This window comes from Streptomyces sp. NPDC005263 (genome assembly GCF_042872365.1).
Lineage (GTDB): Bacteria > Actinomycetota > Actinomycetes > Streptomycetales > Streptomycetaceae > Streptomyces.
Genome location: NZ_JBIAKJ010000001.1, coordinates 738,341 through 750,445 on the forward strand (window position 1 = coordinate 738,341; position 12,105 = coordinate 750,445).

Genomic DNA, 12,105 nt, shown 5'->3' on the forward strand with positions numbered 1-12,105 from the left:
CGGACATCACACGTCGACAACTGGAGGCGGTCAATAGAAAGATCACTGCCCGCGTCGAGCTTCGTACGCGGCGAAGGTGAGGTGACCTGCGGGGCTTCGAACGGCCGACTTCCGCACTTTCTATTGACAGACAACACTAACCCCTGTTGTCGTGTCGCTCACAGCCCAGCTACCTCAGCAGAAGCCCTTCACCAGCTGACGGCTGGAAGGATTGTGAGGACATCGTGGTCCAGACCAGTTCACCCGAGACCCGGGCGGACGACGCCGAACGTCAGCCGCCCGCGGCGCCGGAATACTCCTCGTGGATCAGCCAGGACCGGTCGAGCGACCCGGCGTCCGTGGCGATGCGCCAGGAGGCCGCCGAGCTCGTCGAGCGCGTCATGGAGCACTACCGAACCAACACGACACACGAGGCGGACGGTCAGTGGACCGAACCCGTCGCGCACTATCTCGACGCCGACCGCTGGCAGCGGGAGATGGACGCCGTCCACCGCACCGTCCCCCTTCCGCTCGCCATGTCGGCCGAGCTTCCGGGGCCGAACACCTACAAGGCGCTGGACGTGCTCGGTCTTCCGGTCCTGATCACCCGGGACCGGCAGGGCGTCGTGCACGCGATGATCAACGCCTGCCGGCACCGCGGTGCCAAGATCGTCGAACCCGGCTGCGGCGTGTCCAAGCGGCTCACCTGCCCGTACCACTCCTGGTCGTACGACCTGGCCGGGGAGCTGCGGGGCGTGTACGCGGAGAAGACCTTCGGCGATGTGCCCCGCGAGGGGCGCGGCCTGGTGCGGCTGCCGGCCGGGGAGCGCGCCGGGATCGTCTTCGTCTCGCTGGACCCGGCGGCGGAACCCGACCTCGACGAGTGGCTCGGTGAGCTGCAGCCGCTCCTGGAGGGGCTGCGCCTCGCGGAGTGCCACCACTACTCGACCAAGGAGCTGACCAGCCCCAACTGGAAGGTCACGCTCGACGGGTACCTGGAGACGTACCACTTCGCCTCGCTGCACCCGAAGACGGTGTTCGAGACGAACCTCTCCAACATGATGGCCCATGACACCTGGGGTCCTCACCAGCGCATCGCCCCCGCTCTGCGCCCCATCGCGCAGGCCATCGAGCTGCCGCCGGACCGGCGCGACCCCGGAGACTGCGTGGGGGCCATCTACTGGCTCTACCCCGGGCTGGCGATCGCCGGGGGCTGGCGACACAAGATCGCTGTCTCCCTCGTCCTCCCCCGGACGGCCACCGAGTCGGTCACCCAGCAGATCATCCTGCTGCGCGAACCGGCGGTCACCGAGGAGGAGCGCGACGCCGCCGACAGGTTCGGCGATTGGTTCTACGAGGTGGTCCGCGACGAGGACTACGCGACCACCTACGGAGTCCAGCAGGGGCTGAAGGCCCTCGACGGGACCGACTTCGTCTTCGGACGCAACGAGCCCGGACTCCAGCACTTCCACCGCACCGTTCATCAGCACCTGGACCAGGACGACAGATCCGCCAGGTGACCGACCGACAAGACGCGCAGGAGAACAACATGGTGGCTACGGGCAGCCTCGACGGACGTGTCGCGGTGATCACGGGTAGCACACGCAGCATCGGACGCGCCATCGCCGAGGCCTTCCTGGCCCAGGGCGCCACGGTCGTCGTCAGCGGCCGTTCCGAACTCAAGGGCAAGCAGGCCCTGGAGGAGATGGACGCCGGGGACCGGGCGGTCTTCCACCCCTGCGACGCCAGCCGCCAGGAGGACATCGAGGAGCTGGCGGACTTCGCCGCGGAGCGCTTCGGCCGGCTCGACATCTGGGTCAACAACGCCGGCGGCAGCACCGGCTTCGCGCCCGTCCACCAGCTCAGCGACGAGGCCTGGCACGACGCCCTCAACCTGAACCTCAACGCCTACTTCTACGGCACCCGCCGGGCGCTGCCGAAGATGCTGGAGGGCGGCTGGGGCCGCATCATCAACATCTCCTCCGTCGAGGGCAAGCAGGCCAACAAGCCGGCGATCAGCCACTACATCACCAACAAGCACGCCATCCACGGCCTGACCAAGGCCACCGCCTTCGAGTACGGCACCCAGGGCATCACCTGCAACGCCATCTGCCCCGGCGCCGTCGACACCGACCTGATGCGGGCCGCCGGCCCCGCCGCGGCCGAGGCCGAGGGCATCAGCTACGAGGTGTGGCTGGGCCGCTTCGCCGAGCACGCCGCCACCAAGCAGATCACCACCGTGGAGCAGATCGCCGCGGTCGCCTCGCTGCTCGCCGGCGACGCGGGTGCGGGCATCACGGGCACGCTGATCAGCGTCGACGGCGGGACGGCACAGTGGTAGGGAGCGGCGCGGTGGTAGGGAGCGGCGCGGTGGCAGAGACCGGCGCAGCCGTCAGGACAGGTGTGGTCGCCAGGACACGCGTGGTCGTCAGCACCGGCACGGACAGCGGGAGAGCCTCGGCATGAAGAGCTGGATCACGGACTGGCAGCGCAGTGAGCGTCTGCCCCACTACACCCGCGCCAACGCGGGCGAGACCCTGCCGGAGCCGGCCAGCCCGCTGGGCTGGTCCCTGGTGTGGGGGCGCGGTCTGCACGGCTGGCGCAACGGCTTCGTCGGTTTCGGCATCTACCGCGAGGAGGAGGTGGCCGGTCCCCGGCCCCCCTTCGTCGGGATGTTCGGCGGCTACTTCTATCTGAACCTGTCGCACATGCGGCTCTTCGGCATCCGGATGGGCCAGACCGCCGACCAGATCGACACCGCCTTCGTCGGCCAGCGCTCCGACACGCCGGTGTACGTCGCGCACCCGGAGGACCAGGACGGCGAACTGACGGCGAAGGCCGGGGCGACGGTCCAGCGGATGCTGGGACAGACCAACTTCCCCGAGGCCGACGCCGATCAGGAGCGGCTGCGCCGTGTCCGCCGCGAACGGCCCGACCTGGGGCTGCTGTCCGACGCGGAGCTGGTGGCGCACGCCCGCTCACTCCTCGACGAGGTCGAGACGACGTTCCAGCGCCATGTCGAGTCGTCGCTGCCCGCCTCCGTGGGACCGGCGATCCTCGGACCGCTGTGCGCGAGCCTGGACCGTCCCGGCGCCATGCTGGACCTCATCGCGGGGCTCGGTGACGTCGACTCCGCCTCCCCCTCCACCGGGCTGTGGAACCTGTCCCGGCAGGTGGTCGCCTCGGCCGAGCTCACCGCGCTGTTCGACCAGGGGCCGGCCGCGGTGCAGCGGGCACTCGCCGGGGCGAGCGGGGACGTGAAGGCGTTCCGTGACTCCTTCGACGAGTTCCTGGCCGACTCCGGCGACCGCGGACCCAACGAGTGGGACATCCACGCACTGTCCTGGGAGGCGGCGCCCGTCCAGGCGCTGGCCCTGGTCGACCGTATCCGGCACAGCACGGACGACGACTCCCCGGCCGAGCGGCACCGCCGGCTGACCGAGCGCCGTACGCGAACGGCGGCGGAGATCCGCTCGGCGCTCCCCGAGGACGCGCGGCCGATGTTCGACGCGGGCATGCACGCCTCGCAGGTGTGGATCCCGGCCCGCGAGCGCACCAAGGCCAACTGCGTGTCCGTCATCAACGAGATCAGGATGGCGCTGCGGGAGCTGGGCCGCCGAGGAGTCGAGGCCGGGCTCTTCACCGCGCCCGAGGACCTGATGATGCTGCTGGACACCGAGCTCGACGACTATGTCGCCGACCCCGCGGGCTTCGCTCCCGTCATCGCCCGGCGGCTGGTGGAGTACGCCGGTCTGCGTGAACTGGAACCGCCGTTCTTCATCGCGGCGGACGCGCAGACCGAGATCGACACGTGGCCGCGACGCAGCGAGGAAACAGCCACGGCCGCCGAGGAGAGCGAGGTGCTGACCGGCGTCGGCGGCAGCCAGGGCGTCTACACCGGCAGGGTGCGGGTGGTCACCGACCCGGCCTCGTGCGAGGCGCTGGAGCCGGGCGAGGTACTGGTGGCCCCGATCACCGACGCCGCCTGGACCCCCCTGTTCCTGGTCGCCGGGGCCGCGGTGGTGGATGTGGGCGCGCTCAACAGCCATGCCGTGGTGGTCTGCCGGGAGCTGGGCATTCCCGCCGTCATCTCGGTCGAAGGCGGTACCCGACGGCTGCGGGACGGCATGGTCATCACGGTCGACGGCAGCAAGGGCACCGTCGTCGTGGACAGCGTCCCGGCGGCACTCGGCATCTAGAACGGCCCCGGGCCCGTCGCTCTTCCTGACAGAGGGCGACGGGCCCGCGGGCATGGCCCCCCACGGGCATGACCTCGGAAAGGACCACCGTGGCAGAGGAACACGCAGGAGACCGCGCGGAGGGAATCGCGGAGGAAATCATCGTCGCCGGCTGGATGGACTACGAGCCGACGGACCGCGACACGATGCTGGGACACCTCGTCGAGGTCGGGAAGCACACCCGTGCCCAGGAGCCCGGCTGCCTGGACTACGCCATGACGGCCGATTCCACCGACGAACGCCGGATCCGGGTGTACGAACGGTGGGTGTCCCAGCAGGCCCTGGACGACCACTTCAGCACGGCGCACATCAAGGACTTCCGCGCGGCCACGACCGGACTGACCCGGGTGGGGGTCTCCCTGGAGACCTTCAGCGTGGCGGCGGCACGTTCCATGCGGTAGGCGTCGGCGCAAGCAAGACACACAATCCGCGCGAGCAAGCCACACGGGAGGGGGGCGTCGGCCAAGGGAATCGCGGCCGACGCCCCCCTCCCGTACGGCCGTACTCGGGCCCCTCGAACTACCCGCGGCTGTACGGGTCTTCGGCCAGCCGGACCAGCATCTTGCCGACGTTGCCTCCGGCCAGCAGGGCCAACAAAGCCTGAGCCGCGTTGTCGAGGCCGTCGGTCACCGTCTCACGGGCGGTGATGCGGCCCGATCGCAGCCAGTCGGCGACCTTGTTCTCGAACTCCGGCCGCAGGTCCTCGTGGTCGCGGACGATGAAGCCGCGCAGGGTCAGCCGCTTGAGAACCGCCTGGATCAGCTGGTTGAGGTCGGCGGTGTGCCGCTCGCCGCCGAACTGCGACATCATGCCGCACAGCGCGACCCGGCCGCCCGGCCGCAACGCGTGCAGGGCGGCGGCGAGTTGCTCGCCGCCGACGTTGTCGAAGTACACGTCGACTCCGTCGGGCGCCAGCCGGGCCAGGGCGTCACGTACCGGCTCGGCGCGATAGTCGGCGGCGGCGTCATAGCCGAACTCCTTCACCAGCAGGGCGCACTTGTCCGGCCCTCCGGCGGTCCCGACGACGCGCTCCGCGCCCAGCAGCCGGGCGAACTGTCCGGCGGCGCTGCCCACCGCCCCGGCCGCCGCCGACACGAGGACGGTGTCCCCCGGGCGCACTCCGGCGATCCGCGTGAGCCCCACGTAGGCGGTGAAACCGGTCTGCCCGAGCAGCCCCAACCACGTGGGCAGCGGGGCGAGTTCGGGGTCGATCCGGCCCGCGGCGTCGGTGTCGGCGGCATCCAGCACGGCCCACTCGCGCCAGCCGAGCTGGTGGCGTACGAACGTGCCCGGCGGCACGGAGGGGCAGCGGCTGTCCTCCACGACGCCGAGCGCCCGGCCGTCGAGCGGCGATCCGGGCGTGAAGTTGTGCGTGTAGTGCTTCTCGGTGCTCTCCAGCCGCCCGCGCATCGACGGGTCGACGCTCATGTAGAGGTTGCGGACGAGCAGCCGGCCCGTGCCGAGCGGTGGGAGCGGGCGCTCCTCCACGGCGAAGTCGCCGGGGGCCGGCTCTCCCTCGGGACGGCGCACCAGGCAGACCACCCGGGTGGTACGGGGCGGCACCGGCTCACTCCTGCGGCGGGCGGACGCTGCGCCGCTGGGCGAGGCGGCCCACCCAGCCGGCCATCTGGAGGTCGGCGTGACGCAGTTCACCGGACTGCCAGCGGGCCTGGAAGTCGAAGACGCCCTGCGCCCCGGTCTTCGGGTCGGTCACCTCCACCATCCCGTCCTCGGTGAGCCGGTACACGTGCCCGGTCAGCGGATGGATCACTTGCTTGGTGCTCACGGCTCACTCCTGCGGTCTGCGGCGCACGCCGCGTTTGGTGACGGTCACCGGGCCGTCGACCCGGAGCCGGCAGGCGAGCCGGGTCAGGCCGTCCACCGGTCTGCGCAGGGCCTCGATGCCCTCGCGCTCCAGCGGGCCCACGGGGGAACAGTTCTCCGCGCCTTCCTCGACCTCCACGAAACAGGTGCGGCAGGTGGCCTTGCCGCCGCAGACGGTGGGCCAGCGGTAGCCGAGCCGCTGGGCGGCGCTGAACAGGTCCTCGCCGTCGCGCACCTCCAGCTCCACGCCGGACGGCCGCACCGCGACCCGGTGGGTCACGGTCACCGGTTCATCCAGTGGTCGAGCGTCTGATTGAAGTGCCGGATGCGGCTCTCCTGGTAGTTGGACAGGGTGATGCCCGGCTTGCGCATCGTCTTCAGGCCCTGCTGGACGTAGGGAAGGTTCTCGCAGTCCTGGTCGAAGACGGGGCCGAGCACACCGAGTTCCGGGATGTCGGCGAAGAGCATGTCCTCGGGCACCCAACGGATCTTGACAGGGGGCGGCATCTCGCCGGGGTTCTTCGGGGCGGACATGAAGATGATCTCGGCGGTGCAGGAGTCGGGGTCGAGGCCGTTGGGCTTGAACCGGTAGATGATGTTGGACTTGGCGCCGCCCCAGGGATTGAAGTTGGGGAACAGCAGGTAGTTGATGGCGTCCAGCAGTTCGGTGTCGGCGGTCTGCGAGAAGTCCTGGTGCGAGGTGGCCGCGAGCTGTGCGCGCATCCGTTCCGCGAGGACCTGGCGGGCGGTGCCGCCGGGCGGGATGGCGGGCAGTTCGTCGCCCTCCCCCATCACCAGGTCACGTCCCTGGGCCGCCGCGTAGAACGCCCGAGAGTCGTAGAACGTCTCCAGCACGTCCTCCTCCGTGACCGAGTCGGCCACATGGGGGCTGGGGGCGCCCTGGATGTTGATCATGCGGTTCCAGTGGGGCTGGTCCGCCATGACGTCGTACTGGGAGTTGGCGTCGGCGAGCCAGGGCAGCATCTGCGGGTGCGTGGCGATCACATGGAAGGACTCGATGAACGCGTCCTGGGCGATCTTCCAGTTGCAGGGCAGCACCTTGGCGATGTGCAGCGACTTGTAGCGGTCCTGGAGCGGCCAGATGTAGTACTCGTCGAAGGTGCCGCGGTAGCTCTCGAAGGACTCCGCGTAGGGGTCCATGGTGATGAAGACGAAGCCGCGCCAGGTGGCCACCTTCGCCTCCGGAAGGGCGAACTTCTCCGGGGTGACATGCGGGAAGTCCCAGGCACAGGGCGGCGTCTGCATGGTTCCGTCGAGGTTCCAGGCGAAGCCGTGGAACGGGCAGCGGAACTCGCCGACGTTGCCGCCGCCGGTGCGCAGTTTGCGGCCGCGGTGCAGACACGCGTTGACGTAGGCGCGGATCTCGTCCGGCGCCGTGCGCACGATGATCAGTGAGTCGTCGCCGATCTCGTAGATCTCGTGGTCGCCGACCTCGGGGATCTCGCTCTCCAGGCAGGCGAACTGCCATGCGCGGCGCCACACCTGCCGCATCTCGCGCTCGGCCCACTCGCGGGAGGTGAAGCGGGTGGTGTCGATGTCCTCGCTGCCGAGGTAGTCGTTGTTGTCGAACCTCAGCGCGGCGGGAACCGGCCGGCTGTCCCGGTCGAGGTAGTCCTGGACGCTGGGCCCGGGGCACCGCGCCGTGCCCGACTCCGACGTTTCGTCCATCTTCTCTCCTCCGGCAGAAACTTTAGATCGAGTGTAGTTACCTGTCCGGTCCGGGAGCAACACTCACGACACCGTCCGGACACCGCGGAACCCGATGAGGCGAGAGATCGGCATACCTCACCATGAATTCGTCGCGCCCAACCCCTCCCCAAGCCCGGAGGAGCGTGTCACACTCCGTCGCACCCGAGGCTGTATAGCCTCACAAGTTTCTCTCCGACCTGGGGTGGTGTCCGACCCCTCTGGGCCACAGTGCCGTCCGATCGCATCGGCGGCCCGCGCCGTACCCCACGACGGCGATCCACTCAGCCCGACCGATCAGCTGTGCGTGCCGTCCCGGACGGGCGGCACAGGATCCGCCTGTAGAGAGCCGGCCGCCGCGAACGCGGGAGCGACGCGGGCCGCGGCAGCGCAGGCGCCACACCACGGGAGTACTCAACGATGAGTTCCAGACCCGGACGCGCGGTCCGTCGCGCGCTCACCGCGCTCGTCCCCGTCACCGCCCTGTTCACCCTGGCGGCCTGCGGCAACGACACGACTCCGGCCGCCGATGCCGCCAAGGCCGCGGCTCCGGACTCCCCCGGCCTGGCCGCGGCCCGCAAGGCGGTGCAGAAGTACTCGGCGCACCCGGACAAGATCCCGGTCACCGAACCGGTGGGGAAGAAGATCCCCGCCGGCAAGAAGATCGACTTCATTCTGTGCGGCGTGCAGTCCTGCCAGGACCTGGCCGACTTCTTCACCGAGGCGGCCAACCAACTCGACTGGAAGGTCAAGGAGCTCGCCACCCAGGGCACACCGGAGTCCGTCCAGGCCGCCTACGACCAGGCGGTGCGCGACAAGCCGGACGCCGTCGTCGCCTCCGGATTCCCGCGCGCGGTGTACGCCAAGCAGCTGGCGCAGCTCAAGGCGGCCGGTATTCCGGTCATCCAGTCGAACGCCGACGACGTGGTCGGCGACGGCATCTCGCTGCTGAAGAACGGGCCCAAGGACGTCGCCGTCCAGGGCGAGATGCTCGCCTCGTGGGTGGTGGCCGACAGCGGCGCCAAGGCCGACACGGTCTACTTCGACCTGCCCGCCTACACCATCCTCAAGCCGGTCAAGGACACCTTCGCGGCCAAGTACAAGGAGTGGTGCGCGGGCTGCGCGCTGGACACCGTCGACGTGCCGATCACCTCGATCGGCAAGGACATGCCGGACCGGGTGGTGTCGTACCTCCGCTCGCACCCGAAGGTGACCCACGTCGTCTTCTCACTGGGGCTGCTCAATGTGGGCGTCCCGGCGGCGCTGAAGACCGCCGGCGTCACCGGCAAGCACATCGCCGTGAACGTCGGTGACGGGCAGAACTACCAGTACATCCAGAGCGGCCTCAGTGACGCCGCGATGGCACTGAACTCGCACGAGACCGCCTGGCTCCAGGTCGACGCGCTGGCCCGCCACTTCACCGGCCAGTCCATGGACGTGGACCAGAAGGCGGTGCTGCCCAACATGCTGATCACCAAGGACAACCTCCCCAAGGTGCTCGGTGACTTCCCCCTCGTCGAGAACTACCAGGCGCAGTTCGAGGCGCTCTGGGGCCTGAACTGACCGACCCCGCGTGCCGCCGGCAGTGTGCCGGCGGCACGTCATTCGACGGATGGAGCAGCGGTGCACGCTGACACGTCAACGGAGAGGACCGGGCCACCCGAGTCAGTGCGCGGGGCGGCCGGGGCCGAGGCGAGGGACCGGCCCGTGCTGCGGGTGTCGGGGCTGTCGAAGCGATTCGGCGGAACCCAGGCGCTGCGGGACGTCGACCTGGACATCGCGCCCGGCGAGATCCACGCACTGATCGGACCCAACGGCTCCGGCAAGTCCACCCTCATCAAGATCCTCGCCGGCTACCACCACGCCGAGCCGGGTGCGGTCGCCGAACTCGACAGTGAGCCCTTCGACCTGGGGCAGGTCACCGGTTCACGGCACGACCTGCTCCGCTTCGTCCATCAGGAGCTGGGGCTGGTCGGCGAGTTGAGCGCCACCGACAACCTCGCTCTCAGCCGCGGCTTCGCCCGTACCGCCTTCGGCAACATCCGCTGGTCGGAGATGGAACGGCGGACGACGGCCCTGGTGGAACGGTTCGGCCTGGGGATCGACGTACGCCGTCCCCTGTCGAGCGCCACTCCCGTGCAGCGGGCGGTGGTGGCCATCGCCGCCGCCCTGCAGGGCTGGGAGGGCCGGCGCGGCGTCCTGGTCCTCGACGAGCCGACCGCCGTGCTGCCGCCGGGGGAAGTGGCTCAGCTCTTCGACATCGTGCGGGAGATCCGCGACGCCGGTGCGGGCGTGCTGTACGTCTCGCACCGCATGGACGAGATCTTCGCGCTGGCCGACCGGGTCACCGTGATCCGCGGCGGACGCCGGATCGCCACCCGTCCGGTCGCCGAACTCACCCCTCGCTCGCTGGCGGAGCTGATGGCGGGCGAGGAGATGGAGACCGAGCACCGTCCACAGCCGTCCTCGGACCCCACCGAGACCGTCCTGGAGGTCCGTGACCTGTGGGCCGGCCCTCTGCGCGGAGTCGGTTTCACGCTGGCCCGGGGCGAGCGACTGGGGATCACCGGCCTGGTCGGCTCCGGCCACGAGGCCGTGCCGTACGCGGTGTGCGGAGCGTACGGCGGTCCCGTGCGCGGCCAGGTGCGGGCACCGGACAGCTCCCGGCGCTGGGTCGAGGCGCGGGACGCGCGCGGTCTGGGCATTCCGCTGGTCCCCGCGGACCGGGCCGCCGAGGGCGTGATCGGTGACTTCTCGGTCGGGGAGAACCTCACCCTCCCCCTGCTCGACCGGCTGCGCGCGCGAGCCGGACGGCTGCAGCGGCGCCGCGAGGCCTCGCTCGCCGAGGAATGGATCCTGCGGGTCGGGGTGCGCACGGCGGGCCGCGGCGCCCGGATCACCACGCTCAGCGGCGGCAACCAGCAGAAGGTCGTCATGGCCCGCTGCCTGGCCCAGCAGCCCGCGGTGCTGGTGCTGTGCGAACCCACGGCGGGCGTCGACATCGCGACCCGCCTCCAGCTGTACGACCTCATCGAGCGTCAGGCCGACGACGGCATGGGCGTGATCGTGTCCTCGTCCGACACCGAGGACCTGCTCGCGCTGTGCACCCGCGTCCTGGTGGTACGGGACGGCCGGATCGTACGGGAGATCAGCGGCCGGGACATCACCGAAGCCGCGCTGCTCCACGCCATGGAAGGAACCGAGTGACATGACATCCACCCCGACCCGGGCCGCGCAGCTCCGGCAGGCCGGACCGGACGAGCCCGCGGGCCCCGCCGTGGGGACACCGGGCGCGCTCGGCCGGCGGGCGGTGGCCGCGCTGTCCTTCCGCAACATCGGCGCCGTCTACGTGTGGCTGCTGATCGCCGTAATCTTCTCCGTGTGGGCCCCGGACACGTTCCCGACCGTCACCACGGTCAAGCAGGTCCTGAACGGCAACGCCGTGGCCGGGCTGGTGGCGCTCAGTGTCGTACTGCCGCTCGCCGCCCGCGTGTTCGACCTGTCGGTCGCCTACACCATGTCCCTCACCAGTGTGCTGACCGCCCACTTCCTGGTCTCCACAGGCCTGGGACCCTGGACGGCGATCGCCCTGGCGATGGCCGCGGCCCTGCTCGTCGGGGTGGTCAACGGACTCGTGGTGGTGGTGCTGAGGGTCGACTCGTTCATCGCCACCCTGGCGACCGGCGCACTGATCCAGTCACTGATCACCATGGTCACCAACGACAGCTCGATCACCGGCGTGCAACTGCTGGCCAAGCCGTTCTCGAGCATCGCCCAACTGGACGCCGACGGCATCACCCTGCCGGTGCTGTATCTGCTCCTCGCCGCCATCGCCATCTGGTTCCTGCTGGAACACACCGCGACCGGGCGGCGGTTGTACGCGACCGGCTTCAACGCCGACGCGGCACGTCTGCAGGGGGTGCGCACCGACCGGCTGCGCTTCCTGACGCTGGTGACGTCCGCGCTGCTGGCGGGTTTCGCCGGAGTCGTCTTCGCCTCCTCGGTGGGATCCGGGTCGCCCAGCGCCGGCACGCCGTATCTGCTCTCCGCCTACGCGGCGGCCTTCGTCGGAGCGACCCAGCTGCGCGCGGGCCGCTTCAATGCCTGGGGCACGGTGATCGCGGTCCTTCTGCTCGGCACAGGCATCACCGGGCTCGGGCTCGCCACCAGCGCGCAGTGGGCCGCGAGCCTGTTCACCGGCTCGGTGCTGATCGTCGCGCTCGTCCTCACCGGCGGGCGGATCGCCCTGCCGACCGTGCTGCGGCGCCGGAGACCGCCCCAGCACGGCGCCGGTCCCGCGACGGACGGCTCTGTTCCTGTGCCCGTACCCGTACCCGTACCCGACAAGGAGGCCTGA

The 12,105-nt window shown here is 70.2% G+C and carries 11 protein-coding genes; 7 read left to right on the forward strand and 4 right to left on the reverse strand.

The window, feature by feature from the left end:
- The first annotated feature begins 224 nt into the window (after positions 1-224).
- The 4 genes from ACFYRY_RS03430 (at position 225) to ACFYRY_RS03445 (ending at position 4,618) form a co-directional block, all read left to right on the forward strand.
- Complete coding sequence (locus tag ACFYRY_RS03430) at positions 225-1,499, forward strand: aromatic ring-hydroxylating dioxygenase subunit alpha (protein WP_389139492.1); 1,275 nt, start codon at positions 225-227, stop codon at positions 1,497-1,499.
- Positions 1,496-2,320 (forward strand): SDR family NAD(P)-dependent oxidoreductase, encoded by an 825-nt coding sequence (locus ACFYRY_RS03435; protein WP_389139494.1) that lies wholly within the window; start codon positions 1,496-1,498, stop codon positions 2,318-2,320. Before ACFYRY_RS03430 ends, ACFYRY_RS03435 begins: the two co-directional genes overlap by 4 nt.
- Before the next feature lie 121 nt (positions 2,321-2,441).
- A complete protein-coding gene (locus tag ACFYRY_RS03440) occupies positions 2,442-4,178 on the forward strand; it encodes a PEP-utilizing enzyme (RefSeq protein WP_389139496.1) in 1,737 nt (578 codons plus the stop codon).
- 89 nt (positions 4,179-4,267) lie between these two features.
- A complete protein-coding gene (locus ACFYRY_RS03445; protein WP_389139498.1) occupies positions 4,268-4,618 on the forward strand; it encodes a putative quinol monooxygenase in 351 nt (116 codons plus the stop codon).
- 118 nt (positions 4,619-4,736) lie between these two features.
- On the opposite strand, the gene ACFYRY_RS03450 is transcribed toward ACFYRY_RS03445, so the two are convergent.
- The 4 genes from ACFYRY_RS03450 to ACFYRY_RS03465 are packed head-to-tail and all read right to left on the reverse strand — an operon-like array spanning position 4,737 to position 7,730.
- On the reverse strand, positions 4,737-5,780 hold the full coding sequence (locus ACFYRY_RS03450; protein WP_389139499.1) for an NADP-dependent oxidoreductase: 1,044 nt from the start codon (positions 5,778-5,780) through the stop codon (positions 4,737-4,739).
- A 4-nt stretch (positions 5,781-5,784) separates the two neighbouring features.
- Positions 5,785-6,003: a transposase gene (locus tag ACFYRY_RS03455; RefSeq protein WP_389139501.1), complete on the reverse strand. Its 219-nt coding sequence runs from the start codon at positions 6,001-6,003 to the stop codon at positions 5,785-5,787.
- A 3-nt stretch (positions 6,004-6,006) separates the two neighbouring features.
- The gene (locus ACFYRY_RS03460; protein ID WP_356766770.1) at positions 6,007-6,327 is read right to left on the reverse strand and encodes a 2Fe-2S iron-sulfur cluster-binding protein; all 321 of its coding nucleotides are present in this window, start codon (positions 6,325-6,327) and stop codon (positions 6,007-6,009) included.
- Entirely contained in the window at positions 6,324-7,730 is a 1,407-nt protein-coding gene (locus ACFYRY_RS03465; RefSeq protein WP_389139504.1) for an SRPBCC family protein, read from the reverse strand. Before ACFYRY_RS03465 ends, ACFYRY_RS03460 begins: the two co-directional genes overlap by 4 nt.
- Positions 7,731-8,168: 438 nt before the next feature.
- Between ACFYRY_RS03465 and ACFYRY_RS03470 the strand changes: the two genes are divergently transcribed.
- From ACFYRY_RS03470 to ACFYRY_RS03480, 3 genes are all read left to right on the forward strand, one after another.
- On the forward strand, positions 8,169-9,311 hold the full coding sequence (locus tag ACFYRY_RS03470; protein WP_389139506.1) for a substrate-binding domain-containing protein: 1,143 nt from the start codon (positions 8,169-8,171) through the stop codon (positions 9,309-9,311).
- Positions 9,312-9,455: 144 nt separating this feature from the next.
- Positions 9,456-10,955, forward strand: coding sequence for a sugar ABC transporter ATP-binding protein (locus tag ACFYRY_RS03475; protein ID WP_389139507.1), 1,500 nt, complete (start codon positions 9,456-9,458; stop codon positions 10,953-10,955).
- A gap of 1 nt (position 10,956) precedes the next feature.
- Positions 10,957-12,105: an ABC transporter permease gene (locus ACFYRY_RS03480; RefSeq protein WP_389139508.1), complete on the forward strand. Its 1,149-nt coding sequence runs from the start codon at positions 10,957-10,959 to the stop codon at positions 12,103-12,105.

Excerpts from the sequence above, each read along its gene's own strand:
- ACFYRY_RS03440 (WP_389139496.1), top strand. The coding sequence starts at position 2,442 with ATGAAGAGCTGGATCACGGACTGGCAGCGCAGTGAGCGTCTGCCCCAC.
- ACFYRY_RS03465 (WP_389139504.1), bottom strand. The coding sequence starts at position 7,730 with ATGGACGAAACGTCGGAGTCGGGCACGGCGCGGTGCCCCGGGCCCAGC.
- ACFYRY_RS03470 (WP_389139506.1), top strand. The coding sequence starts at position 8,169 with ATGAGTTCCAGACCCGGACGCGCGGTCCGTCGCGCGCTCACCGCGCTC.
- ACFYRY_RS03480 (WP_389139508.1), top strand. The coding sequence starts at position 10,957 with ATGACATCCACCCCGACCCGGGCCGCGCAGCTCCGGCAGGCCGGACCG.